24 protein-coding genes are annotated in these 25,920 nt (G+C 45.9%); 7 read left to right on the top strand and 17 right to left on the bottom strand.

Going from position 1 to position 25,920, the window contains the following annotated elements:
* Positions 1–50: 50 nt before the first annotated feature.
* The 11 genes from AAC052_RS00765 to AAC052_RS00715 all read right to left on the bottom strand — a co-directional run bounded on the left by AAC052_RS00765 (position 51) and on the right by AAC052_RS00715 (position 11,605).
* The gene (locus AAC052_RS00765; protein WP_339810163.1) at positions 51–1,076 is read right to left on the bottom strand and encodes a serine hydrolase domain-containing protein; all 1,026 of its coding nucleotides are present in this window, start codon (positions 1,074–1,076) and stop codon (positions 51–53) included.
* 22 nt (positions 1,077–1,098) lie between these two features.
* On the bottom strand, positions 1,099–2,532 hold the full coding sequence (locus AAC052_RS00760; RefSeq protein ID WP_339810162.1) for an amidohydrolase family protein: 1,434 nt from the start codon (positions 2,530–2,532) through the stop codon (positions 1,099–1,101).
* A gap of 142 nt (positions 2,533–2,674) precedes the next feature.
* A complete protein-coding gene (locus AAC052_RS00755) occupies positions 2,675–3,859 on the bottom strand; it encodes a PQQ-dependent sugar dehydrogenase (RefSeq protein ID WP_339810161.1) in 1,185 nt (394 codons plus the stop codon).
* A gap of 167 nt (positions 3,860–4,026) precedes the next feature.
* Positions 4,027–4,698: a DUF4386 domain-containing protein gene (locus tag AAC052_RS00750; protein ID WP_339810160.1), complete on the bottom strand. Its 672-nt coding sequence runs from the start codon at positions 4,696–4,698 to the stop codon at positions 4,027–4,029.
* A gap of 41 nt (positions 4,699–4,739) precedes the next feature.
* Positions 4,740–5,732 (bottom strand): NAD(P)-dependent alcohol dehydrogenase, encoded by a 993-nt coding sequence (locus tag AAC052_RS00745; RefSeq protein ID WP_339810159.1) that lies wholly within the window; start codon positions 5,730–5,732, stop codon positions 4,740–4,742.
* Between the two features lie 104 nt (positions 5,733–5,836).
* On the bottom strand, positions 5,837–7,597 hold the full coding sequence (locus AAC052_RS00740) for a helix-turn-helix domain-containing protein (RefSeq protein WP_339810158.1): 1,761 nt from the start codon (positions 7,595–7,597) through the stop codon (positions 5,837–5,839).
* 598 nt (positions 7,598–8,195) lie between these two features.
* Positions 8,196–8,417, bottom strand: coding sequence for a hypothetical protein (locus AAC052_RS00735; protein ID WP_339810156.1), 222 nt, complete (start codon positions 8,415–8,417; stop codon positions 8,196–8,198).
* 204 nt (positions 8,418–8,621) lie between these two features.
* The gene (locus AAC052_RS00730; RefSeq protein WP_339786165.1) at positions 8,622–9,020 is read right to left on the bottom strand and encodes a DUF4304 domain-containing protein; all 399 of its coding nucleotides are present in this window, start codon (positions 9,018–9,020) and stop codon (positions 8,622–8,624) included.
* A gap of 249 nt (positions 9,021–9,269) precedes the next feature.
* Positions 9,270–10,169, bottom strand: a complete 900-nt coding sequence (locus AAC052_RS00725; RefSeq protein WP_339810154.1) for an Abi family protein — start codon at positions 10,167–10,169, stop codon at positions 9,270–9,272.
* A gap of 135 nt (positions 10,170–10,304) precedes the next feature.
* On the bottom strand, positions 10,305–10,772 hold the full coding sequence (locus AAC052_RS00720; protein ID WP_339810152.1) for a hypothetical protein: 468 nt from the start codon (positions 10,770–10,772) through the stop codon (positions 10,305–10,307).
* A 266-nt stretch (positions 10,773–11,038) separates the two neighbouring features.
* Positions 11,039–11,605 carry a hypothetical protein gene (locus AAC052_RS00715; RefSeq protein WP_339810151.1) on the bottom strand — a complete coding sequence of 189 codons (567 nt, stop codon included), beginning with the start codon at positions 11,603–11,605 and terminating at the stop codon, positions 11,039–11,041.
* Positions 11,606–12,154: 549 nt separating this feature from the next.
* Between AAC052_RS00715 and AAC052_RS00710 the strand changes: the two genes are divergently transcribed.
* Positions 12,155–12,856: a response regulator transcription factor gene (locus AAC052_RS00710; RefSeq protein ID WP_339810150.1), complete on the top strand. Its 702-nt coding sequence runs from the start codon at positions 12,155–12,157 to the stop codon at positions 12,854–12,856.
* Complete coding sequence (locus AAC052_RS00705) at positions 12,853–14,112, top strand: HAMP domain-containing sensor histidine kinase (protein WP_339810149.1); 1,260 nt, start codon at positions 12,853–12,855, stop codon at positions 14,110–14,112. Before AAC052_RS00710 ends, AAC052_RS00705 begins: the two co-directional genes overlap by 4 nt.
* 82 nt (positions 14,113–14,194) lie before the next feature.
* Here AAC052_RS00705 and AAC052_RS00700 read toward each other — a convergent pair whose 3' ends face one another.
* A complete protein-coding gene (locus tag AAC052_RS00700) occupies positions 14,195–16,927 on the bottom strand; it encodes an ABC transporter permease (RefSeq protein ID WP_339810146.1) in 2,733 nt (910 codons plus the stop codon).
* 10 nt (positions 16,928–16,937) lie between these two features.
* On the bottom strand, positions 16,938–17,270 hold the full coding sequence (locus tag AAC052_RS00695; RefSeq protein WP_151999104.1) for a helix-turn-helix transcriptional regulator: 333 nt from the start codon (positions 17,268–17,270) through the stop codon (positions 16,938–16,940).
* A 288-nt stretch (positions 17,271–17,558) separates the two neighbouring features.
* Here AAC052_RS00695 and AAC052_RS00690 point away from each other — a divergent pair, with 288 nt between their 5' ends.
* Together AAC052_RS00690 and AAC052_RS00685 are read left to right on the top strand one after the other, a co-directional pair.
* Positions 17,559–17,990: an Hsp20/alpha crystallin family protein gene (locus AAC052_RS00690; protein WP_317490467.1), complete on the top strand. Its 432-nt coding sequence runs from the start codon at positions 17,559–17,561 to the stop codon at positions 17,988–17,990.
* Between the two features lie 323 nt (positions 17,991–18,313).
* Entirely contained in the window at positions 18,314–18,781 is a 468-nt protein-coding gene (locus AAC052_RS00685) for a DUF6702 family protein (RefSeq protein ID WP_339810145.1), read from the top strand.
* A gap of 5 nt (positions 18,782–18,786) precedes the next feature.
* Here the strand turns inward: AAC052_RS00685 and AAC052_RS00680 are convergent, their stop codons facing one another.
* From AAC052_RS00680 to AAC052_RS00665, 4 genes are all read right to left on the bottom strand, one after another.
* Positions 18,787–20,115, bottom strand: a complete 1,329-nt coding sequence (locus AAC052_RS00680; RefSeq protein WP_339810144.1) for an amidohydrolase — start codon at positions 20,113–20,115, stop codon at positions 18,787–18,789.
* A 141-nt stretch (positions 20,116–20,256) separates the two neighbouring features.
* The gene (locus AAC052_RS00675) at positions 20,257–20,697 is read right to left on the bottom strand and encodes a hypothetical protein (RefSeq protein WP_339810143.1); all 441 of its coding nucleotides are present in this window, start codon (positions 20,695–20,697) and stop codon (positions 20,257–20,259) included.
* A gap of 68 nt (positions 20,698–20,765) precedes the next feature.
* Positions 20,766–23,510 (bottom strand): hypothetical protein, encoded by a 2,745-nt coding sequence (locus AAC052_RS00670; protein WP_339810140.1) that lies wholly within the window; start codon positions 23,508–23,510, stop codon positions 20,766–20,768.
* A gap of 88 nt (positions 23,511–23,598) precedes the next feature.
* Positions 23,599–24,753 carry a class I SAM-dependent RNA methyltransferase gene (locus AAC052_RS00665; RefSeq protein WP_339810138.1) on the bottom strand — a complete coding sequence of 385 codons (1,155 nt, stop codon included), beginning with the start codon at positions 24,751–24,753 and terminating at the stop codon, positions 23,599–23,601.
* Between the two features lie 188 nt (positions 24,754–24,941).
* Here AAC052_RS00665 and AAC052_RS00660 point away from each other — a divergent pair, with 188 nt between their 5' ends.
* From AAC052_RS00660 to AAC052_RS00650, 3 genes are read left to right on the top strand one after another with little or no spacing between them, the layout of a single operon-like run.
* Positions 24,942–25,160, top strand: a complete 219-nt coding sequence (locus AAC052_RS00660) for a hypothetical protein (protein ID WP_339810136.1) — start codon at positions 24,942–24,944, stop codon at positions 25,158–25,160.
* 54 nt (positions 25,161–25,214) lie between these two features.
* Positions 25,215–25,706, top strand: coding sequence for a DUF4494 domain-containing protein (locus tag AAC052_RS00655; RefSeq protein WP_151999111.1), 492 nt, complete (start codon positions 25,215–25,217; stop codon positions 25,704–25,706).
* A 34-nt stretch (positions 25,707–25,740) separates the two neighbouring features.
* On the top strand, positions 25,741–25,905 hold the full coding sequence (locus tag AAC052_RS00650) for a type II toxin-antitoxin system HicB family antitoxin (RefSeq protein ID WP_317490473.1): 165 nt from the start codon (positions 25,741–25,743) through the stop codon (positions 25,903–25,905).
* The last annotated feature ends 15 nt before the right edge of the window (positions 25,906–25,920 follow it).

The raw sequence follows: 25,920 nt of genomic DNA, 5'->3' as shown, positions 1-25,920 counted from the left end.
TTAAAAGCAGAGTGGCACCCGGCCATGAAGTGGATTTCTTTACTCAGACTTCATTGCTTTCGTAAGATTTTAACAATCCTGCTATAAACCACCTCTGATAAATTCCAGTTGTAGCAATCAAAATTGGTTGTATTCGTGAATTGAATAACAACTGTGTCAATGTCCTTGTGGTATTTGGCGATGCTCTGATAGCCGACAAGTAGCCCCGTATGTTCATACTCGTAGACGGAGGAATAGATTTCCTGTTCCCCTTCATTGAACACCGAGCCATCGTTCAATGCTCTTATGAATGTGCCAACATCCTCTGCTGTAGCTATCATTAAGCCCGTATCTTCATATTTAAAGTCTTCATCAATACCTACATAATAGCCACTCATCACATCGGCTATATCCACTTCACTGAGCGAGCCAAAAGTGTTTTTCAGCCCAAGTGGTATCAAAATCTCCTCCTTTATATACTGCTGATGGCTATAACCCACCACTTTGTCAATGAGGTCAGAAATCAACATGTAATTGGTATTTGAATAGCCATAGTCTTCACCCGGTTCAAAGTCAGCTGGTAAATCCAATGCGTACTCAAGTGTTTCCTGTTTGTTTTTTGGAGGGTTTTTCCAATAATCGGGGTGGTCAACAAAATTGGGAATACCACTCCGATGCTGTAGCATGAGCCTCAGGGTTATTTTGTCTGAATTTTCAATTCTTCCGGCAAGCGCTGGAAAGTACTCAGCAAGTGTTTTATCCAGAGACAAACGTCCGTCTTTGACTAATTTCGTGGTAGCCACAGCCACATATAGCTTGGTAATGCTGGCAATCTTGAACAAGGCGTGCGGGTTGGCAGGTATTTTGGCTTTTCGATCATGCCAGCCTGCAGCGTAAAAGCCAGGTTCCTTACCAGCCTGATCTACATAAACAATGATTCCGTCAAATCCATGATCAAGCGCTTCGTCTACTTGTGCCTGAACTGTATCAGGCAGGGGTAGTATCCAGGCCCATACGATAGGCCACGGCACAAAGTACAGTGAGCCTATGCTTGCCAGAATAAATACTATTCTGAGTACTCGTTTTATATTGTTCATATTTGACACTGTAAGAGTTTGTTTACTTTTCTACTATTAAATTCTCAGCATACCTTAGTGCTGAAGCCAGCAGATTGCTTCGATTCCTTGCTTTTTGCTTAAACTCATCAAGCATGTCTTGCTTGATCATCCGTCCCCGTACCATCACCATTTGGGGGTTCCTAAGCACTTCCAGGCGATCCAGAGGATTGTCTTTTGTCAGAATGAAATTGGCTAGCTTTCCAATTTCAATACTTCCCTGGTTACTTAAGAAATCATGGGTTTCTGAGGGATTAATTGTGGCCGTTTGAAGCGCCTGATAGTTACTCATGCCCGCTTGTGTGTAGAAATTCAGTTCCTCGTGCAGGGAATAACCCGGCGGTGTTACACCAATGCCAGCATCCGTGCCGGCAACGATCTTCACCTGTCGTTCATGCAATTTCTTGATAGCAAGCAAATGGAAATCGTGTTGGTCTTTGATCCTGCTCACTATGGTTGAATCACTGCTCTTTGTGCCTGCCCAGCGATCAAACTGTGCCTGGCTGTCTACGGCACGAATGAGTGGGTTCATGTTTTTCAGTGCTTCGGACTGTAGGATATTCTCCTCCGTCAGCAGTCTGTAAATATTATGATAGACCACCAGTGTGGGGCAGAGTTTGGTATTTGGGTGGGCGGCAAACAAATCGACAACAGTGTCCAGTTGAGTAGTGTCCAAACGGTAGTTCAGCGGTAGCTGCACAATGTCTTCTGCATGCTCTATCGTCACAATTTCTGGTTTGAAATGGTAGCTGTAGGGTACCTTTGGCGTTGGATGAGCAACAATGTCGAATTTTAATTCCCCAGACTTTTCTATCACCGCATCGAACAGTTCACCTGTCAGGCCATAATAGGTCTTGATGAAATCATACCCTCGTTCTTTGTATTCGGCAACCTTTGAATAGGCCTCTTCGGCAGTGAACAACTGAAGATTATCATCGCCCATATACTCGGGGCCCGTGAGTTTGGGGCCGGAAGTGAAAAACAAAGGCCCAATGACCTCTTCGTTACTTATGGCTTTTTTCATACGCAGGTGCATCGGTTGCCCCCACAGATTTCTTACAGTAGTGACACCATTTGCCAAATAAAGACCAAGCTCATACTCGTCCCACACATGAACATGCATGTCGACCAGACCCGGCGTAAGGTACCCTCCTCCGGCATCAAACACTTTTGCTGTTGAGTCGGTTATTGCATCTGCTATCCTGGCAATCACTCCATCCTGAATAAGCACCATTTGATTCAGAAGCACTGTGTCGGCGGTCATTGGCACAATATTGACGTTTGAGATCAGGTAAGTGTTGGATTCAAGTGCTGGATTGCCTGTGACTTCCAGGTAGGCGGTCCCCCTTTTATCAATAATCAAAGCTCCGGCTGCGACCAAAACCATCATCAAAATCAGAACGCCAACGGCCAGAGCAGTTATTTTCAAAATTTTCATGCTATCTACGTTTCAGTTTGTCAAAAAACATTTATCTCCTTTAAAACCAGTTAAAATACAAATCTCATCCCGGCCATGCTCTTAAAAGCGGTTTTTTTCGCCATTTTAACCGGTGTAGTCGATTGCGTACGTTTTTTGGATACTAATTCCCTATCCTGATAATTTTACCATTGGATTTTCGCAGGTCGCTTCTCTCAATCAGTGCGATGATGTCTCCACCAGGAAGTTGTTTGACTGTCCTGACTCTTCCTTTTATCGACAAGCCAAAAGTTTCGCCCGTTTTGTGGTTGTATTTCATCAGCCTTCTAAAGGCCAGCGAACCAAAAATAAAATAATCGTTCCAGTCCGAAATATTGCTTTCGCTCACCTTTAACAAACAGGCAGGGGCAACGGCCTGGCCACCGTCTCGGGTTGGCACCGTCCAGTAGTGCGCTGGAAAAACAGTAAACTTGGCAGCTGAATCTTCGGAAATAGTAGACACCCACGCACCGTCGTAGTTGATGCCGTAGGTGAAAAGCGGCCAACCGTAGTTTTTTCCCTTCTCTATTATGTTGAACTCATCCCCGCCTTTGGGGCCATGTTCAATCCCAAAAAGGGTATGGCTGGATGCTTCAAAAAACAAACCCTGCACGTCCCGGTGCCCATAGCTCCAAATGGTGGTAGGGGAAGCATACCCATCGAAGACGGGATTATCTGCAGGGACACTTCCATTATCCATTAACCGGTGAATCTTTCCTGCGTCATGGTTGAGGTCTTGTGCATGCAACACTGGATACTCACTAGTTGAGAAATCAGAATTTCCGATGTTGAGAAAAAAGTGAGTTTCGTCTTCCCACACTATCCGAATGCCGTTGCCGGTGTAGTTTTGGTGCCGGGTGGTGAAAATAGTTTCCAACTGAGAGACAGTATTGTCCTGTACTTTAAGCCGGGATACTTTAGCAAAGCCGTCCGATGCCAGATAGGAAATGTATATCCAGGAATTGGTTGAGTAGTCAGGATGAAGACTTACATCCATTAACCCCCCATGCATAATGGCAGCTAAACCCGGGGTGCCAAATGTAACAACCTCCGGCACTCCGCTTATCTCTGTCAGCGTGCTATCTTCAAAGTGGAACATCTTGCCGATTCTGTCTGTAATGAAGTATTCGTTTTCACCAACTATAGCTATTCCGTAGGGTATGGTGAAACCGCTTGCAATGGTTTTAGTAGTAAAGGAATCATCGCTTACCCTATAGGGAGAATCCGGAACCAGCACAAGGTTTTGTTTGCAGCTAACCAGGCAACCAAATGAGAGCGCCAGCAGCCAGAGAATAGTAATTAATTTCATAGTCTTATCTGCTTTAATGTTTTTGACTGTGCAAAGGTCTGTCAGAAGTGCAGAGGCCAGTTATGAGCTATGCGGCGAAATCCATCAACTTTAAGGAAAGCCCATAAATTATGATGCGGGGCTATAAACTATGACGCAAACTGCATAGGATAGCCCTGGCCAGGCAGTCACCTTCTAGGCTTTCCGCCTTTCCACACCAACCACACAGCCAGTGCCAGCTCGGCAACAGCCATGGGTGCGCCCAGGATCATTTCGGCCATGGCAATTGCATCAGAAGCTTGAGGGGCAATGGCCTTGGCCCCATGGATGGCCATATAGCTAAGCCCGGCAACATACAACGACCAGCCCATCCACTTTGGAACGAAGTTGGATTTTAGGGAAAGGTACCCCAGCCCCAAAAGGTGAACGCCAAACAGGATAAGACCAAGCGACCAGTATTTTTCAAAGGCAGCCATCAGGTTCATCAGCGCCATCGCATCCTGATTGCCAGAGGAAAGCATTTGCCACACACCTGCCAAATGGAAGATGGCAAAAGCTAGTATGGCCGAGTAGACAGCCCGTACCACCCCGGTAGCCAAGGCGATTCTAGCATCAACCTGGGCGAAAAACCGGTAAAGACTCCATGCCACCAGCAGGTCGGTGATGAGGATGATCACCCATCCGATGACGCCACTACCGAACAGGCCAGTTGCGCTGTTGAGATTGGTGAGTGTAGCTGCTGGATTACCAACTACTATGAGCTTGCTCTGCACATAGCCATAAGCATAACCGGCTGCCAGGGCCATGATGATGAGTGAAACACCGGCGACGATGGCTTCTTTTCTATTTGAGTTTTCCATGATTGAGAGGTATTTAAAATTGACCAGATTGATTCGTTTCCTTAGGCTGCCACTACTATGACCACATTGCCTTTTTTGTGCCCACTGGCGATGTAATGATGCGCTTCAGCAACCCTTTCGAGTGTGTATTGTCTGTCTATGACTGTTTTCAGTTTGCCATTTTTATGAAGGTCGACAACTTCCAGTAGCAGCGATTTCAGCGTGTCGTCTGCATTGGCACCTGTGGCTTCAAACTTTGCTTTCTTTTTCCCAAAGAGCGAGGAGGTAATCATTTGCATGAGCAGCGAAAACCGGAGCACTGGCGACATGTACATGCCTGGTTCAGCCAGTGCCTGTTTGGCTTTGGTAAATGGAGTCTTTCCGACTGTGTCAAAAATGACGTCATACTGAGCAGTCAACCGGGTGAAATCCTGTTTTTGATAGTCGATGACCTCATCGGCACCCAGCGATTTTACCAACCCTGTGTTTTTGCTGCTGCACACTCCCGTCACGTGAGCCCCCAGGTATTTGGCAATTTGTATGGCTGATGTGCCCAGGCTGCCGGCAGCTCCGTTGACCAACACCCGCTGACCAGGCTGTACCTGTGCTATCCGCTTAAGAAAATTGTAGGAGGTTAAATGACCGTCGCAATAGCTGGCGGCCTCAGCGAAGGGCAGGGAGGCTGGTTTGGGGAGAACTACTCCATTGGCGGGAACCACTACGTACTCGGCATTAGTGCTGAAGCCAAGGGTTGTTTCACCGAACACCTCGTCGCCCACAGCGAACTGGGTGACCTCACTGCCGACGGCTTCAACCACTCCGGCAAACCCGGTGCCTGGTATGGGATGCTTCGGTTTTGTCAGGCCGACGAATAACCTGGCGATATAAGGTTTGCCAGTGAGCATCATGGTATCTGCTGTAGTGGCGGCAGAGGCTATTACCTTGATCAGTACATCCTTCGGGCCAGGTGCCGGCTTTTCTACAGAGATGAATTTTAACACTTCCGGTGTCCCGTATCCGCTGGCGACGATAGCTTTCATTTGATTTGCGTTCATGCTTTTGAGTTTTTAATGATGAAGCAAAGAAAAAGCAAACCGCAAGGGCAAGTGTTCCGAATCAATGGCGATAGGTTCGGAATTATAAAACGGAACTTATTTGGCTATGAATGGTGCTTCAGGAAGGCGCTCGGAGTCATTCCTTCTGCTTTTTTGAAGTAGGTATTGAAGACCGTTTTGGAATTAAATCCACTTTCGAAGGCCAGCCCAACCAGTGAAATATGTGAGTTGGCCGGATCTACCGCCAGCTTTTTGAAATGCCCGATCCGATAGTCGTTGATGAATTCGTTGAAGTTTTTGCAGATTTTCTCATTGAGCAGCCACGATAGCTGATTGGGATGCATCTCGATTTGCTCGGCCAGCGACCTCAGGCTGAGTGAGGGATTCAGATAAGGCAACTCATCATTGACGAATGCCATCAGCTTTTCCTCATAAGCGGCGGCCGTGGCCTCATCCAATTGCGATGTATTGGTCTTTGGGGTTGGCTCCTTATGTGTCAAGTCCGGATAAATCCGATCGGCATACCGCCGGAATCGCTCATCCCCTCGGAGATTCTTCGCTAACGGATCATAATAATTGAGGAGCAATATGGACGACTGATGTGTGAATAACTTTTCGACGATGGCAAAGGCCTCATCTGCTTTGGACTGGCGTGCATAGATCCAGAAAGCATAGGCATCTGCCTGAAAAGAGGCGTTTTCGTTGGATCTGACCATCACCTGATTGACATAAGGTTCAGCATTTTTGCTATCCCCCTTCATTAGGTACGCCAATGCGTTGATGCCTGCTCTTTCGTCGGGTATCATGATTTCATCCGGCATGTTAGCAGTTTCTTCAATCACCTGATCCATCCGCTTCAGATGAAACAAGCTATAGCAATGAACGATGTATGCCGGCAGGTTTTTGGGGTTTGTTTTCAGCAACTGTTGGCAGATGGCTGCCGCTTTCTCAAAATCCTCCGTTCGGTAAAAGTAGTAGGCCTGATAGAACAGCGTTTCCTGGTTAAGCGGGTCGACGGAGCGCACATATTGCAGGTGCTCATTCGCTTTTGTTGTGTCGTTTTTAAGCAGGTACAGGAAAGCCATGAACTGCTGTCCCTCAGGGTAGGTGGGCCTCGACTCGATGCTTTTCAGGGTGTATTTGAAAGCTTTATTGTAATCTGCTTCCGTAAAAAAGGCATGATTGGCAAGCTGATAGTTGAGTGGGGCGTGGTTCGGATTAATTCGCTCCACAACCTTCATGTGCTCAAAAGCCTTCTTCCAGGAGGCCTCCCTCGGAGCAAAGCCCGCTGTTGCCAGAAATCCATAGGCATCCGACAACCCCATATGAGCGTCCAGCAAATCAGGATCCTGCTCAATAGCCTGTTCGAAGAGCCCGATTGCTTTGTTTACATCCTCCGGGTTCCAGCGGTTAAACAGGTATTTACCTTTGAGCAGTAGCTCATAGGCATTGAGGTTTTGAGTGGGTGACTTCGCCAGGTGGTCGCCAATTTCCATATGACCAAACTGTTCCCTGAGCCTATCTGCAATGTGGAGGCTGATCTCGTCCTGTATCTCAAAGATGTTTTCCAGCTTTCTGTCCCAGGTCTGTGACCAGAAATGTGAATCCGTCGCTACTTCGATCAGCTGCGCTGTGATCCTCAGCATATTGCCACCCACACGCACACTTCCTTCCAGTATTGCCGATACATTCAGCTTTTCGCCTATCTCCTGAATGGATGCTTTGTGATGCTTAAAATAGAAGCTGGAAGTGCGGGAAGTAACCTTCAGCTCTGTGACCCTGGCCAGTGCATTAATGATCTCTTCGGTGATGCCATCGCAGAAGTATTCGTTCTCGCCATCGGCACTCATGTTAACGAAGGGCAAAACCGCAATGGAGGTCTTTATGTGCGTGGGAGTACTAAGAATGACGGATGCTTATTAAAATAGTTCAGTTCGAAAATAGCTCGATTTTTTTAGTTTCCCATGGTGAAATATCTGATCCAAAGATAATGGGAGAAGGGTTGATGGTTTTGGGGTGTGTTTGGTATTAGTCGCTAGAAAGATTGTAGGTGTTTTATATAGCTTACCAAGGAAAGCCGACGATAAATTTTGATTTGTGGCGGAGATTCCAAGGCAACCAACTAACGACAACCGATGAAGCCCACATTCATGTTTGCGTTGTGTTGGAGAGCTTAAAGCACATAGGCAATTAGAGCTATAATTAGAAAGACTGCAATGTAAATCCCCGAACTCCATGTGCTGATTTTGTTCAAAAGGATTAATCTTTGAATTTCAGTATGTAGTTTTTTCGAGTCTGTCTGTTTGAAGAGTTGAGAAAGTTCTTTCGTTGTGTAAGCCATTCGAATACTCTTTCGCTCAATTCGCAGGCCATTTACCTTCAAAATTCGATGTGTCCAAATACTATAAACTATACCGAGTGCTGTATTGAGAAAGAAAAGAAAGATTAAGAAGTTTAGAAGATTCATGGGTCTGTATTATGATCTTCTCTTGATTTATGGAGGTCAGAAGTTAGTTCGGTTAATTCGAGTTCTTTAAAAATTCCGCTGAAAGATAATGGCGATTTGTCAGTCGGTAAGTGCGACTCCAAATCAGAGAGATAGGCATCCAGGCTCGGAAGTTTGTCGTCCGAAAGTTTCTTGATCTTGTTGAGGATCGTTTTTCTTAGTTTTTCCTCAGTTGCCATGTGATAAAGTTAGAGAACTTCCGGTTTGCAGTCAATGGATCACAACGACCGGCTCGTGCGTTGGGGTTTTTAATGCAGTTCAGCTCTCGCTAGCACTTAGCCACTCAATTGATAAATTTTACTTTGTGGCGGACAATCCAAGCCAACAGACCTTTACTAACCGACGAAGCCCACATTCATTTTACCGCTGTGTTGTGGTGATCTTTAATTCGCTCGAAATGGGTTCTGTTTCCACCATTCTTCCGCTTCATTCCAGTTGTCGAGCAGTTCAGTTGCTCTCTTCTTGAATACGCTTCCGAATATCAACATCTGCTCGAATTTATACCAATAGTCTGTCTTGGCTTTGATGCTGCCAATCCTCAGTCGTTCTGCCATATAATGAACCCGACACTCTGAAGGTTTAAGTGACGTACCCCAACTGGTTGTGTATCCATTTGCTGGACAATTGGAAATTTCTACGACAAATCTTGGTGCATACATACTGAATTGAAATACTAGCAGGTTCAGCTGATCTCCGTTCTCCCGTCTAAAGTTTGGGTAAGAGCCTTTGAAGTCTTTGGCTCGCAAAAAAGGAATGACAATTTCCTTAATTGCCTCGTCCATTTTTTGCCTCATTTCTTTATGCGTCATGTCGATCTATCCGTCACGCTTTTCACCACAACGCCTGCCTAAAATGAGTGTGGGAGTTTTATGCAGCTCCGCTTTCACTACATCTTAGCCACGCTTTGCCAACCGAAGCTTCAGCCAAGGTTGGGCAATTATAAAATTAAACTATTTGGGGACAATCCAAGCCAACTGACCTTTTACAACCGATGAAGCCGCCATTCATTTTACTGATGTGTTAGCCACTTTTTACTTTGCCCAAGCTGGCTCTGTTCTCCAGTTACTTGGGAAGCCCATTGACAACGTATTGATAGTAGGATTGTCATCTATGAGCTTTACTAATTTGTTGATGAAGTGATTGCTAGGATTTGTCGCAGTAAGTAGCCTATCAATCATTGCGGCAATCCCATAAACAGTAGTATTGAAATCTGTAGGTATTTCTCCTTTGAACTGATATTTTCTTCTAGTCGGAATAGTGGGTCGGTCTGCCGTGACTTTTTTGTTCCAGAGCCGTGAATGGTGGGCACAAATGTTTCTTACGTTTGTGAGGTATACTAACCAAGAGGAAAGAATTGTTGAGGGTAATTGAAAATCGTCTGCAATTTGCACTTTTTCACTTTGATTTTTCAATCCTCGATATAGTCTGGACAGTTTTCCTAACGTCAGGATTTCCAATGCCATATTTGACGGAGGCAATGACTCCGAAGTGTACTTGTTCTTGAAAGCTTTTAAGAATCTTTCCTGAGGGTCTGAGAAGTGGTCTCTGATTTCCTGATTTATTGAGTTGTAGATACCTTGGTCTTCGAATAGGGACTTATCTGTGTACCAATAAAATCCATGAGAATTTGAATATCTATCTGTGAGTCTAGCTCTCAAAGCTATTTCTATTCTTTCAAGATATTCGAGAAATAAAGACCTAAGCTTTTTGTCGAATTGGTAATGGAGGATAATATCACCAAATTTTATTCCTTCCTTGAAATTATGTTCACCATCTACTGATTGAAGGTGGTACATATAGCCGGAAAGCCTGAAGTATCCGATATTGGCCAAGTATTTCTTAGCCCTTTCTTCATCATCGATTATTAATTTTCGAGCTCGCAGAAGCTCAATATGTTGATCAACAGTAAATGGCTTCTTAGTGTATTTCAATTACCTAAACTATTGAGGAGAGGGCAAAAAAAAGCCTCGCAAATTGCGCTTGAGTCAGAGGCGTGCGAGGGATTGATGCTTCAAAGGTACAAAACGTTTGCTAGAATTCAAAGGTTCGAAAGGATTCGACATAAATTAAGATTCCATATGAATTGCCGTGTCCGAATGTGTTGAATAGCTATTTTTCAGTTTCCATTCTGCGATGAATTCATTGAGGTCATTGATTTTGTACAAGAAAGAATGGATGAAGTAATGAGGGGCATTGCTAATTACGAGCCAACCCAAACTGGCTGCAACTTTCATTTGCTTACCTGTAAATGGGTTGATAGGTTCAAATTTCTCAATATGAAGTGAGGTGATTTTACTTGATCTAATGAGCTTGGAAAATCGTATCTGGCCAAGTCTCTTTGTTATTTTAATCCCTAGGTCTGATAATTCGATCTTTTGTATCCCGAGTTTCCACCAAAAAGAAAGAAAAAACGTCAAGATGCCGCCAATTGTCCAGCCAAACGTCCAAAGAAGCATTTTCGTCGACCCATCTTTTGTCAGGATGTACACCCCAAAGAAAATACCCGACATCCGTGCAACAAAAATCAAAGCCATTCCAGCTGTTTTGAAGTAGTAGAGCCACGGATATTTGGCGAAGAAATAGCTTGGTATACGGGACTTTAACACTATGCAGATTTATTGTGGCTAACCTTGGTAAAATGAGGGCGTGGGGGTTTTTATTGCAGTTCAGCTCCTGATAGCATCAAGCCACTCAACTGATAAAATTATATTTTGTGGCGGGGACTCCAAGCCAGCCACTATTCGTCAGCGATGAGGCCCTATTCGCTGTAGCATTTATGTTCAATGCCTTTTCACCGTTTCTATTTGTTATTAAGTTTATCATGTACCTCAGAAATAGCGACTATCCTATATTTGTCCTTCAACCCAAGCCAGAAACTAACTTTATCAATCAAATTTTCAGAAGGTATTGGCTCTAGCTTTATGAATTCCTTTCCCTCAAGGTTTTTTGGGTAAACAATTCTTGATTTGAAATCTGTCCGATTCGCAAGTTGGATAAATGAAACGATATTTAGTTTAGAGCCAACATAATCTGTCAATATATCAAAACCATTTGCATCAGTTGGAATGGGGTTCCATGATTTATTTTTGGTTATGAACAAAAGAAAGTGATCATCGGTAAATGGCACTTGATTAGTTGTTACTTCTCCGATCGCAAGGATGTCAGAAAACTCGAAACCAAATAGGAGTGTTTCCTCCTCATAATACTTTATCGAACTAGACTCCTTGTCGACAACAACGCCTTTCTTCATTTTGACATTTAACCAGTATCCAGCCCCAAATCCCAACTCAGACTTAGAGTCATCCCCACTATAGAAAGATAGGGATTTTTGATCCGGGTTTTTATTCCAAACCTCTAGAATAAACATATATTTTTCAACTCATTCATCCAATCCGTTTGCTGGGGTTTTTATCTGGCCAAGGTGTGCGGTAGGAGTATGCGGATTGACTTGGGTGGTGGCAGGCTCTTTTGCTCCTCAATCCCCTGATTGTCCGGATTATACTGAGCGACTCTGCGGATTATACTGAATGATTGCGATAAATGAATGTTTTGTCACTAAATGTTCAGGAAAACTTCAGGATTGCTCCCAAAATACTTCAGAAATCATAGGTGAAATTTGTGGTGTCGAAAGAATGGGTTATCGCAAAAGAGTTGAAGGTTGAATGATGATTTTTTGCGTTTAACAGGTTTCCTGTAAAGGAGTGATACTCATCACTTGTTTTATTCTTTCAGTTGGTTGTTTGCAGGCCCGGGTGGCGGCCATTGGGGGATGCAGCCCAGGGCTGCCGGGGCTTGCAAAATACAAAGTTGACATTTGGTTGAGGGCTTCTTTTAGTTGCAGCAGCGAGATAGCCTGGCAACTTAATCGCCCGGGCTGGCTTAGTAAATAACGATTTCTAGTAAATTGTATCGTTCAATGTCAAAAGTCGAAATGAAGGAAGTAAGGCTACTTCTTGTAGAAGACGAATACCAATTACTAAAAGCAATCAGGACTTTCCTGGAAGAGGAGAAGTATGTGGTGGTGGCAGTGGAGACCTATCGGTCGGCGCAGCAGGAAATAAAGAACGAGAACTACGATGTGTGCCTGATCGACATCAACCTACCCGACGGCAGTGGCAACTCCCTCATCAATCTCATCAAGTCAAAACAGCAAAAAACGGGCATCATCATCATCTCGTCGCACAACATGACCGAGGATAAAGTGCAGTCGCTGGACCTCGGAGCGGATGACTACCTCACCAAGCCTTTCGACCTGCATGAGCTGAATGCCCGGATCAGGTCCGTGCTGAGACGAAAGTTAGGCGACAACCGTCATCAGGTGGTTTCGGAGTCTATCTCGGTCTACCCCAATGAGTTCAAGGCGTTTGTGCACGATGTGGAGCTTGAGTTGACCAAAAAGGAATTTGAGATGCTGCTTTACCTCATGTCAAACAAAAACCGCCTGATCACAAAAGAGAGCCTGGCCGCTCACCTATGGGGTATAAGTATTGAGTTTTCCGATAACTACGACTACATATACACACATGTGAAGAACCTGCGAAAGAAATTAATGAATGCAGGAGCCACGGACAACATCAAAAACGTTCACGGTATCGGATACCGGTTTGAAGTGGCATGAGGCTGGTCGTAAAAGAACTCATCTTTAATCTCCCCGCCATTATCATAGTGGTTGCTCTTGGTGGTGGTATTTTTTACCAGTCCATTGAGTCGGTGCTCGAGACGAACGAAGATGAGGTGCTGAAAATAAGAAAGCAGTATATCATTGACCTGCTGGACAACTACAAAGGAGAGAGCCCATTTATTGAGCATGCATTTGCCGACATTTACGAAATAGAAGAAGAGGACGCTTTGCACCTGCCTGTAACGGATGTCTTCTCTGATACAATTATTAATAATCCTAAGCTTGACGAATCCATACTGTATCGCCAACTGCGGTTTCAGTACAGCACAAATGGCAGGAACTACATGGTGTGGGCACGCACAGCAGAGGTTGATAACGACGAGGTACTCCAGTCGGTCATCACTACCATCGTTATTACTTGCCTTTTAATGGCCGTGGTGATCTCCTTTCTTAATGTTTACTTCTTTCGGAAGATATGGATGCCTTTCCATGGAATACTCAGTAATCTGACCCGGTTTAACCTCGATGGCTCAAGTGAATACGTGAGTGCGCCAAGCAGCGTGAAAGAGTTTCAGATGCTTGACGCCACCCTTCGTGAAATAACAAGCCGACTTCAGAGTGAGTACGACGAGTTGAAGGATTTCACCTCCTACCTTACCCACGAACTGCAAACACCCCTTGCGGTGGTCAATGGAAAGATCGACCTGCTCATTCAGGACCAGAGCCTGAGCGAAGACCAACTAAGGAGCCTGGTGGCTATTCGTAATACTATTCTAAGTATCAGCGAGTTTGAGAAAACCCTCATTTTCCTGAAAAGAATAGAGCTGGGGCAGTTTAATCAAATGGGTCATATCGACTTTTCAGCCACGCTGGCCTCGAAACTTGAGCAAACCGAGGAGCTGATCAAGCTGAAGAAGATTAGCCTGAAGGCCGACATTGTGCCGAACGTGATGCTGGATATCCATCCGCAACTAATAGACACGCTGCTGAACAACATCATTTCGAACAGTATTCGTCACAACATCAAGAATGGCTTTATTGAAGTGAAACTGACCCCGAGGGAGTTAAAAGTTACTAACAGCACCCGTGAGGTCGGTGAGTTGTCTCATGAGGGTGCCGATTTTATTTCTATCAGGGGGCTGGGAGTAGGAGCATCCATTATCAAAGCCATTTGCAACAGGCATCAGCTCAATTTTAAGGTCGTTCAGGAAGACAATGCCTACAGCCTGGTTATTGGCCTTCACCCGGGCTAGAGCAAGAATTTTCCGGTCGGGCATGAAATAGAAAAAGCCATCCGTTTTGGACAGCTTTCTCTTGTCTGCTTTCAAATTAGTTTTATTCTGACCTCAGCGACTTCACCGGGTTCACGCTGGCGGCTGTGAACGACTGATAGCCAACGGTTAACCAGCCAATGACTACAGCAGTGAGGGCTGCGAGGAGGAATGTCCACACGCTGATGTCGATGCGGTAGGCAAAATTATCCAGCCACTTGTCCATGCCCCACCATGCGGCTGGCACTGCCACAAGCACGGCAATCAGGATAAGTTTCGTAAAGTCCCTGCTCAGCAGCAGCACGATATTGAAGATGGAAGCGCCCATCACTTTACGTACGCCAATCTCCTTCCGTTTTTGACCTGCCGTGTAAGCTGCCAGTCCAAACAGGCCAATACAAGCGATCATGATGGCCAGCGATGTGAAAATGGTAAACATATCGCCACTGGTTTTCTCTGCGTCATAGAAGCGCTTCAGGTTTTCGTCCAGATAGTAGTAGCGCAGCGGTGTGTCTTTCGTAAACTGGTTCCATGTTGCCTCCACACCGGCCAAAGAAGCCTTTAGCTCGGAAGGATCAACCTTTACCACCATTTTGTTAATGAAAGTATTGGGGGAGTTAACGTGAATAATGGCCACAGGCTCCAGCCCAACATGCAACGACTGAAAATGGAAGTCATTGACGACTCCGATAATGGTATAGGTAATATCGGTGTCGCCGCCGTTATTCACATTGATTATTTTCTTGCCTATGGGGTCTTCCAATCCAAGCTTGGCTACGGTGGAGGCCGCAAGTATCATAGATAGTGAATCGTTGAAGCTCTTCGAGAACAGTCGTCCTTCCAAAAGCTCGATCTGCATTGTTTCGAAGAAGCTCTCATCTACCGAAAGTCCTCTCGCTACCATGCTTTCTTTTTCGCCACTACCGGGCACTCTCACTATGAACCCGGGCATTACGTCGCCTGGCATAGCCGAGGTGTAGGTGGCATTTTTCACTCCAGGCACCTTTTTGATCTCGTTCTCAAAGGTTTCGTAGCGGCTTCTGATTTGAAACACATCGGCATCGGGGTTCTGAAAATTGTCTCTGTTGACATTGAATGCACTTTCAATCACCACCACATGATCTTTTTCAAAGCCCAGAGACTTATTGAGCATGAAACTCATTTGGTTGAAGATGATCATGGTGCAGGAAATCAAGCCGATGGAGATAGCAAACTGGAAAACGACGAGGCCGTTGCGAAGAAAAACGCCATACTTTGATGTTTGCATCTTCCCTTTGAGCACTGCTGCGGGTTGAAAGGAAGACAACACAAAGGCAGGGTACACACCAGCGAGGAAGCCAATGCAGAAAATGACCAAAACGATCACTGTAATGGTTGCGGGTGCCAGCAGGAAATTTAATGTGAGTGCCCTGTGCGATACATCGGCAAAGAAAGGCAGGATAAATATCAGCGCTACCATGGCAAGCACAAAGCTGATCAGGGTAAGCAGAATCGATTCGGTAATAAACTGGCCTATCAGCTGATTTCTTACCGATCCAAGCACTTTTCTAATCCCCACTTCCTTTGCTCTCTCGGTGGAGCGGGCAGTGGATAGGTTCATGAAGTTGATGCAGGCAATAAGCAGGATGAAAATGGCCGCTGAAATGAAAATATATACGTAAGTGATATTGCCGTTGGCCTTTATTTCTCCTTCAAGGTTAGAATGGAGGTAAATATCCTTCAATGGTTGAAGTGTGTAGATGTAACCATTGCCCGCAGCGATGTATTCGTCGTAAGAAATGCCATTGCGCTGCTGAATGGGCCCGGCAGCGTATTTTTTCACAAACTCAGGAAACTGTTTTTCGAGGGTGGCCGGATTGGCGCCTGGTTGTAGCTTGAGGTAGGTAAGCACATCAAAGCCGATCCAATTGGGCTGTGCAATGAACGGGAAGGTGCTCATCGACCCGATGAAGTCAAATGCCATGTGGGAGTTGCCTGGGTAGTCTTTGGCCACGGCCCTCACAATAAAATTACCTTGTCCGGTTTCCATGCTTTTGCCCATAGGCGACTCATCCCCGAAGTATTTTTTGGCCATGGATTCGGTAATGAGCAGACTGTTGGGCTCTTTCAGGGCAGTTTCGGCGTCGCCTTCAATCAACGGAATCTCCAACACCTCAAACAGCGTGCTGTCTGCGAAAAGTATATTTTCTTCATAAAAGTAGTTGTCGTTGTAACGCACCACAATGGGAGCAAACGCCTTTAGCAGGTTAGCAGATTGGATCACTTCAGGGAAATCCTCTTTTAGCTGAGGGCCAATGGAGTGGGGAATGAAGGCGTAGTTCACCTCTCTTTCGGGGTATACTCTTTTGAGGGCGATCCTGTACACATCGTCTTTCTGAAAATTATCGAAGGAGAGTTCGTATTGTACAAAAATGACAATGAGCAGGCAGACAGTGATGCCTACCGCCAGACCGAAGATGTTCACCAGCGAGTAGCCAACCTTCTTGAGGAGGCTCCTGTAGGCGATAATGATGTAATTCTTAAGCATAGTCCAATTATTAAATTGAGTTTGATTGTATTTGTTGTTCTTTTTTTTCCAGGCAAAGGGCTGACAAAACTTGAGCACATGCCACACATACTGCAGCGAGGCCAGTCTGCTGTTTTTTTCACCGGCCGTCTCTTCAAATATTTCCCTGATGTCTCCTTCTATTTCTTCCGCCAGCTCCTCCCGGCAATACCAATGCAAGAAGCCAGTGGCCCAGGCCGGCGGCTCAGGTCTTTTATTCTCTCTGTTGTCCTTTTTTATCAGGGTAGGCATTGTTCAAATTTTACATCCCCTCAATTGAGAGCTGAGGAATTTCCGTCCAGTAGCTTTCTCTTAGCTCCTTGGCCTGCTCCAGCGACTTGATGCCGAAGGCTGTTACTTTAAAAATACGCTTTCGTTTACCGCCTCGTTCGGGAGTGGCCTCGCCAAAAGCGGACTCCACAAAGCCTTTCGAATCAAGACGATTCAACGCACTGTGTATCGCACTGATGGCCACACTTCTGCCAGCTTTTTTCCTGATCTCTTTTTGTATGGCAACTCCGTAGGCTTCTTCATTGAGCAAAGCAACCGTGAGCAATATCAATTCTTCAAATTCTCCAAGATGTGTTCCCTTCATGATCGGTAGTGTATTGACTTAAAAGACGTTGTAACTCCGTTTATGTCCTCTTTTTACGGTGTTGGCACCCTGAGGTTTTGTTATTTTTCATATATGTAGAAAATATAAGAAAAATTCACCAAACAGGCACCTTTCGTGCTGGTATTTAGCCACAAATCGATTTGCTGATTGCCGCAATATCTGTAAGACAGGTATGAGGAAAATCATAGAAGCCTGCTGTTCTAAATCATTTCAGGGGCAAGGTTTTGGTGCGACTTTCGGGTATAACATTAACGCAAGGAGGTAGCTATGACACTCGTCAAAAGAAATGGCAGCCTGCCAATGATAGACTCGCTGCTGACTGATCTGTGGGACACAGAGAAATTCTTTGGGGATGATTTCCTGCAAAGACCGTTGTTGCCCGCCGTGAACATTAAGGAAACCGAAAAAGGCTATGAAATAGAAATGGCTGCACCCGGTTTCAAAAAAGATGATTTCAGGGTTTCCATTGAAAAGGGAATGCTGACAGTGACATCTGAACGTAAGGAAGAGAATGAAGAGAAAAAACCCAACTACACCAGAAGAGAGTTTTTTCAAACCAACTTCAAGCGATCCTTTTCCTTGCCTGAGGATGTAAACGAAGAAAAAGTACACGCTGAGTACAAAAATGGAGTCCTGCAACTCCAGCTCAACAAAATGGCTGAGCCAGCGAAACCGGTGAGGAAAGTGCTGGTTGAGTAATAATTTTTTTGGGATGATGGTTGTGAGCAGTCCCGTCTTTGTGACGGGATTGCTTTTTTTTATTCCATTGGCTAAGCACCGTTAGCCAGGCGCAGAGTATGGATCAAGCGGAAAATCTGGGGAGTAAGACGCTTAAATAACGCTGTAACATTTGGCGAATGATAGACAATAAAGAAGCAAAACTGGTTCAATGCGTCTCGCCCGGCCGGGTTAGGCTTGGATCTTTTGCTTCTTTATGTAATGACATAATGCTCTTGTCAAAAGAATTAATCCCCAGAAATATTGCTTGATCCCAGAGTATATTTTTTGTGCTACCTTGTAATGTGCAAGTGCTAATTTTCATCATAGGTTTTTTTGGGGCCGACCACGGTCTCTACGTGTCGGTAACCAACGTGACGTATTCAGGCAACGATACCTGGGAGGTAAGCTGCAGGCTTTTTAATACTGACCTGGAGGATGCTATCAGAGATTTTTCAGGAGAAAGTGTTTCGCTGCGAACTGATGGCGACATCAAAAAATCGGAGGCGCTTGTTGCCAGCTACATCAAAGCAAAGATGCATTTCATCACTCAGCAGGGAAACGAGCTTGCACTGAAATGGGTAAGCGGTAGTGCCGAAAATGATACTGTTTGGTCGTACTTCATTGTAGAGGGGACGTCGATTGACGTGGTGGAAAATGCCCTGCTGGTCGAGCTATTCAGTGATCAGGAAAACGTGGTTGCCATCGAAAGGGACGGAGAAAAGCGATACCTCCGGTTCAATGCCGGCGTCAAACGGCTTCAGCTTGAATAGCTCTGCTATTTCCCGCCTTTGAACAAATCAAGCAGGCCAGTGCTGGTTACCTTCACGCCCGTTACTATCGATGTTTCGATGGCTGGGTAGTAAAATGGAGAATGAAGGCCGGGCAATGACATTTCACCTTTTGCCACTTTCGCTGTTCTTTCAGGAGGCACCGTGCCCAGCCAAAACAAAGTTGTAGGCACCTTGTGTGTGGTTTTTCCATACCTCGAAAAGTCCTCGGCCACCATTTGCGGTTCGGCCTCCACCACGTTGCCAATGCCAATGGCCTTAACAGCGGAGGCTAACAGCCGATCTACTAAAGCTTCATTGTTGAAGTTGGCTGGGGTGAAAGTCTCGGGGATGATTACCTCTGGGTATTTGTCTTCAGGAAGTCCGGCTGAGATCGCCACCCCCCTGGCTATTTCTTTGATTCTCTGGTGAATTTTCAACCTTACTTCTTCGGTGAAAGTTCTTACGGTGAGTTCCAGGGTCACTTCGTCGGGTATAATATTGTATTTGGTGCCGCCCTTAATCACTCCCACCGACACAACGGCGTTGTCGAGCGGGTTCAGGTTTCTGCTCACAATTGTCTGGAGCTCCATCACCAGCATGGATGCCATCACCACCGGGTCAATCGACATGTGGGGGGAAGCCCCGTGGGCACCCTGACCAAATACTTTGATGCTGATGGCCTCTGCGTTGGCCATGGTATAGCCTTTGCCAAAGCCAACTTTACCTGTCGGTATAGTGGGGCTACAGTGAAGCCCTACTCCGTAATCCGGCACCGGAAACTTCTCATACAATCCCGCCTCCAGCATGAGCTTGGCACCTGCACCAATTTCTTCAGCAGGCTGCCCGATCATCACCAGCGTTCCTTTCCATTGACTTTTCATGTCCACCATCGCTTTGGCTGTGCCAAGCCACACGGTCATGTGCATATCGTGCCCGCAGGAGTGCATAGTGCTCACATGTCCTCCGGTGCCATCAGCTACAACCACCTGACTGGCGTAGTCAAGGCCGGTTTTTTCGACCATGGGCAAAGCATCCATATCGGTGCGATACAACACTGTAGGGCCTTTACCGTTTTTCAACACCCCCACCACACCGTAGCCACCCATGTTTTCTGTCACTTCAAAGCCAAGCTTACGGAGCTCAGCAGCCAGCGTTTTTGAGGTTTCCTTTTCAGCCAGCGAGAGCTCGGGGCTTTGGTGTCTGTCCAGATAAAATGCTTTAAGCTCAGCCATATGATCAGCGACAAAAGCATCGAGCGCCTGACTGCCGGGGCCTGAAGCAAGCAGGGAAGAAGTTATGAACAGAGAAGTGAGGAAAAGAGAAGCTTTGCGCATTGGTGGGTCATTAATGAAACAGTAAAGTACTTCATGAATGGCGGATTCTCAAGTCCAATTTGATAATCGGGGGGTGAAAAAAAAGAAGGCCGCCCATGGCAGCCTTCTCATTAAATATAACTGACTAAAACATTCCCCAACTCAATTGTTTACTTTAACTACTTTCACATCAACCCAGTAGTCCGACTCCTGTACTTCTTCAATGCTGGTTCCCGGGTAAGGGAATACATTCACTAATGTTACCTCGTAGCCCAACACAACGGCCGATGTCTTTGGCTCCTGTGGGTTGGTAGTCAGGGTGAAAGTCTCCGTTTTTGAGCCAACCTGGGCCTGCATTTCAACAGTTACCATACCCTGCCATATGCACATGGTATTGGCCGGACACCTTGAATCTTCTACAAGCTTCTTGAAAGTGAGTTGCTCACCAGCGGCGGAAGTAATGGTTTCTCCCAGCTTAATCGCCAGTGTGTCGGAAGCAGTTTCTGTTCCTTCCAGGGCTGAATTGATCTCTTCCTTTCCGCAACTCATGCCTACGCAGACGATGGCGACAAATACGCCAATAATTCCCAATGCCTTCTTCATATCAAAAAATGTTTCCTAAAGGACAGCCGAATCAAAGAATAGGTTGGAGACACGAAAAGAAAATTACGCTACTTTTTCAGGGTAAGGATGGAGAACTCATTCTCGTAGTTTTTGTAAATTTTGTACAAGCCTTGCGATTCATAAAAAACGATGGCCACCTCGTTCATGGTTTCTGCAGGCCTGAAATTTACAAGATTTCCTTTTTCGTCATACAGATAGCTGAAGGCCTGCACAGGATCGTTGACAATGAAAAGCTTGCGTCCTCCGCCAAAGTCGTAGAACTGCGAGCTTGCAATTCCACTTGACATATAGTCTTTTTCAAAGAGCACTTTGCCAGCCTGGTCTACAATGGCAATTCTGTTGGCATCCTGCCGGGTAAAAATGTAGCCGTTGCCTGAAGCTTCAGGTACCAGCTTAAATTTTGACTGAGCCGATGGCCGGTAGAGCTGCTCCCTTTGCAGCACTTTGCCAGCGAGATTGATCTGAATAATTGACCCATCATCGGTAATCGTCGTTAGTTTACTATTCGCATTCGTTGAGCCCGCCTCAGCAAATACCGGATTGTTTACCGGAGCTTTGAAGTCTACCGGGAAGCCCGCCACGGGTTGTGCCCGCCGGTTGAATACACGCATGATGCCATTGCTTTGCAGGGCCACGAGAAAATCCTGTCCTCTCACCCTGATATGCAGAGGGGAGGAGGCAAGTGGGTGCTTGATTTCCTTTGGGTTCCATCCCTCCAGCACTTTGCCATCTTTGTCCGATATGTACAAATCACCCCGGGTGTCAGCAAAGAAATAGCGATAATTTTTGCTCTTGTCATAGTCCACCAGGTTGAAATAAGCGATTTCTGTTTTGCCCTTAAACTCTACTGGAAAGCCAGGAAGATACTCGCCTGTTCGGTCGATGGCATAAATGTATTTGGGGGTGGAAAACAGGTATTGCAGCTTGCCGTTTTTGTAGTAGTCGATCTGAAAGACCGGACTGATGATTTTCCCTTTGATGGAGTCGAGCCATAAAACTTCCTGATTGGCAGATAGCAGGTAAATCATCTGGGTGGAATCCTGAACCAGCGTTTCCAGCGTTTTGTCGTTGTGGTTGCGAACCACAAACGGCTTTGAGATGAGCGGCTGCGCAAAAGTTACGGCGTTGTCGGCCAGCAGAGGTTTTTGCGCCCCTTTTTGTGCTGCTTTTTCCGTTTGCTGCAGCATGATGCTGGTGTAGAATTTGTCTTCGATAAAAGACCACTGTATGGCCATCAGATCAATCGACTGAAGGGTAGAAGAAGCATCCGTAAACTGCTGCTTCCAGGCATCGTCCAGGTTTTGTTGCCACAGATTCCAGGCCCTGGGTGTGTGAACGAACACACTGAAATTGGCTTCCCTCAACGTGTTATCGAGAAACGAATTGATTTGCACTGACTTTCCCCAGGTATTTTCGTTGGTTATATCGTCGATCACGGTTTTCAGAATTTGCACTGAAGCCGCCCCAATCAAATAGTTACGGTAGCCGGTATAGTACAGCGACGAAAATCCACTAAATGGTTCTCCAAATAACTGATAAGGAAATTCGTCAATTTCAAGCTGCCCAATGGTGAAGTCGGCATATTCTTCGTAGTAGAGTGTGTCTCCCTGCGACTTGTTGATTCTCTCTGAAAGTTCTTTGAACTGCTGAAGGCTTTCCGGTAAATCCTCCATCTCCATGTAAACTACTTTGTCAGGATCATGGCCTAAAGAAGATTCCTGCAACGATACGCCTATATGTCCACCAATACTCTCAAAAAAGGAGGCAATATCAATGTCCTGATCTTTTAATGTGGTGCTTCTCAAATCGACTAACTCAGGCTCGTTTGTTTGCCAATAGGGTAACATCTGAGTGTTCCAACGCTCGGCAGACTCAAAAGTGAGGTTAAAATAAACAGCGGTTCGGTTGCTCACTACCTCTTCCATTTTTAGCGACTGCGCCGGGTTGTTGATAAACCCACTGAAATAGCCTGAATAGTCTTGTGGTATCAAGGTAAAGCCATTCATTAGTAGCTGTGGCTCGGTCACTTTTACATCGAGAAAAGACGAAGAACCAAGGGTTGAAATAGCCTTCAGGTTCAATAATTTTTCATCCAGGAAGGTGTCGCCCAGCCTGTCAAGCTTGTCAGTGTTGATGTATAAATTGCCTTGATCATTTTGCAACCTCGAAAGGGTGAGAAGACCAATGTTTTTATCAAAAAAACCTAAGCCTGCAGTTTCAATATTTCTGACGGCATCCTCCACGAGAAAGGGGGTGAAGCTCCCTATGAAGAAATTTTTGTAGTAAATGAAGGTGAACAGATCCTTCGTTTTTTGAGACCTTAGCTCGCTAATGGTGTAGCCCTGGTACGTTCTGTTGGAAATGGTGTATCCATTTTTCTCTGAAAAGTAGGCCAGAATGTCGTCCATTTTTCCCCGGCTGTCCAGCGTGGGCAGGTCAACCAGAAGAAGGAAGTCGAGCGATTGGCTGCCGACACTGTGCAGGCTGGCCAGGAAAGTCTTGTCGTTGAAAAGCGTGGCTGTTTGCTCATTTCCTCCCAAAATCGTGTCAAGCTTTGAAAGCATTTGACCAGGACGCTTGAATGCAGCAATAGACTGGAGTCCTTTGCCAATGTTCGAAGAAGTAAATGCTGCCCAGGCATTCATGGGAGAGGTAGACTCGTAGACGGCCAGCGCATTGTCAGGAACCAACGTCCAGAGGGAAATATTACCCCTTTCGAAATAGGTTTTATAGGCAACAAAGGCCCCGCCACCAATTACCAGAATAATTATAAAAATAATGAACCTCTTCAATGGAAAGTTGGGTCTACAGCATCAAATTCAATAACGAAAGTTAAGCAACAAATTGCTTCGAGTACACTTTGCTTCTACAAACGGAAACCTAATTCTTTTTGGAGCCTTCATACATATCGTAGGCCACCAGCCTCGAATCGATCTTCGCATTGAAGAACGGCCATTTGGCTGACGAGCGAAGCCCCACCTTTTTAATCAGATTGAGGTTGCCTGTGAATATAAAGCCACGTTTTCCCTGACAGCGCTGCTTGAAAAAGTCGCCAATACCTTTGTAAACAGCTTCAAGCTCCGATTCTTCTCCCATGCGTTCCCCATATTCAGGATTGAGGATAATGATGCCTTCACCGTCTGGAAGGGTAGTATTTTCGTAGGGGCAAAGCTCCCATTTGATCATAGAAGCCACACCAGCTTCTGCGGCATTGGTACGGGCCGCTTGCAGGGCTTTCATGTCTCGGTCGCTACCAATGATGGTCACGTTGATTTTCGCATTCACCTTTGATTTGGCGCTGGCTAGCATGGTTTTCCAGGCATTGTTGTCAAACCCGATAAGGTGTTTAAAACCGAAATTATGCCTGTTCAGGCCAGGTGCAATATTGGCAGCTTTCAGGGCAGCTTCAATGGCAATGGTGCCACTGCCACACATGGGGTTGATGAGCGGAATCGACGGGCTCCACTCAGTTGCCTGCACAATAGCGGCAGCCAACGGTTCTGCTACTGGAGCCTTGAAAGGCATTTTCCGATAGGTGTGCTTCGATATCGTTTCTCCGGAAGTGTCAATGTATACAGTACAGTTTTCTCTGTTCCAAAAGAAGTAGACTACGGCTTCGTTGAAGTCGTTACCGGAGTCAGGCCGACGGCCGGTTTTGGATTTGATTCTGTCAACAATAGCATCCTTGGCTTTCAGGTTTGGATACCTGGTGTCATTGATCGACTCATGCTTGGCGAATGAGTGGATGCTGAAATAGCCATCGTTAGGGATAACGGTTTCCCATGGCATTTCGAAAATATTCTTGTAGAGCCCTTCCGAATCTTTCAGTTCAAAGCTGCCCATCTCCCAAAGGATGCGGTTGCCGGTGCGGAGGTGCAGGTTCAGGTACATGCAGTCGTGCAGGGTGCCTTCAGTGACCACATGCATATTGGCTTCTTCAGTTACAGGAAAACCAAGGCTTCTGAGTTCGTTGGCGGCAAAAGGAGGGAGGCCGGGATGGCACTGAACAGTAATTTTTCTTTTAATATTCCACATAAGTGCACAAAGATAGTTATTAAAGTCGGAGAGTGGGAAGGGAAGTTAGAAGACGGAAGCCAGGAGACCAGGGCTGTGCCGTGCTACAGGCGTCGGTACGGTCAGTCGGCCCAGTGCGTTGAAGCCGTCAGACGCCCGGAGGTTAGAGGGGAGCTGGCAGGCGTCGGCACGGCGAGTAAGTCTGTGCGATGGAGCCGTCAGACGCCCGGGGCAGAAAAACACTGGAGCGTGATAAAGAGAGACCTGAGTTGAAAGCAGGCGTCGGCAGGGCTGTCCCGCCCATGGAGCCGTCAGCCGCCCGTAATATCGAATGTATCCTCAAGTCCAGACGATATGTGGAAGCAATAAATCCTGAATTCGCTATCGATGCAGTAAAAAAAGCAAGACAGTTTTGGTGGAGCGCCTAGCCATTTTCCGGAAGGATGCCCTATCTTTGGAGCCCAATAAAAAACAGAGGTATTATGCGTATTTGGTTTGTTTGCAAGGCGAAGTATCAAAAGGAAGACGACGAAGGTCATTTGAAAAACACCACAGAAACTTATCTGCTCGATGCGGTGAGTTATACTGAGGCAGAGGCCATCATGTACGAAAAGCTTAGCGAGCGGGTAAGAGGTGAATTTGTGATCACGAGCCTGACCAAAAGCCGCATCACCGATGTGTTCCTGTACGAAGACGCAGACTTCTGGCACAAATGCAAAATCACCTATTTTGTCACCGATGCTGACAGTGGTAAAGAGAAGAAGGTAACGAACCTGATGATAGTGACAGCGCACGATGTAAAAGATGCCTACGACCGTATCCATCAGAGCCTGAATAATATGCTGGTAACCTTCCGTGTGCCGGAAGTAGTGGAAACGTCTATTGTAGAAGTTTTCGCTTATGGACAAGATAATGAGGAGGAAGAAGAGGTTCCTGCTGGTTTTAAGCCGGTGAGTGAGGTAGAGGAGGATTGATTACTTTATAATCAAATTGCGTTAACTTTTGGATATGAAGCTTACCGCAATAATTGAAAAAGCAAAAGATGGATGGTTTGTAGGCCAGATAGAAGAAGTTCCAGCCGCTATCAGTCAAGGCAAGACGATTGATGAGGTGAAAAGCAACTTGGTGGATGCGCTTAAGCTTTTGTGGGATACAAACACAATAAAAAAATGATAATTCTTTAAATAG

Origin of the sequence: uncultured Imperialibacter sp., assembly GCF_963974565.1 — a bacterium.
Classification (GTDB): domain Bacteria; phylum Bacteroidota; class Bacteroidia; order Cytophagales; family Cyclobacteriaceae; genus Imperialibacter; species Imperialibacter roseus.
This window is presented reverse-complemented; position numbering and strand designations above follow the sequence as displayed.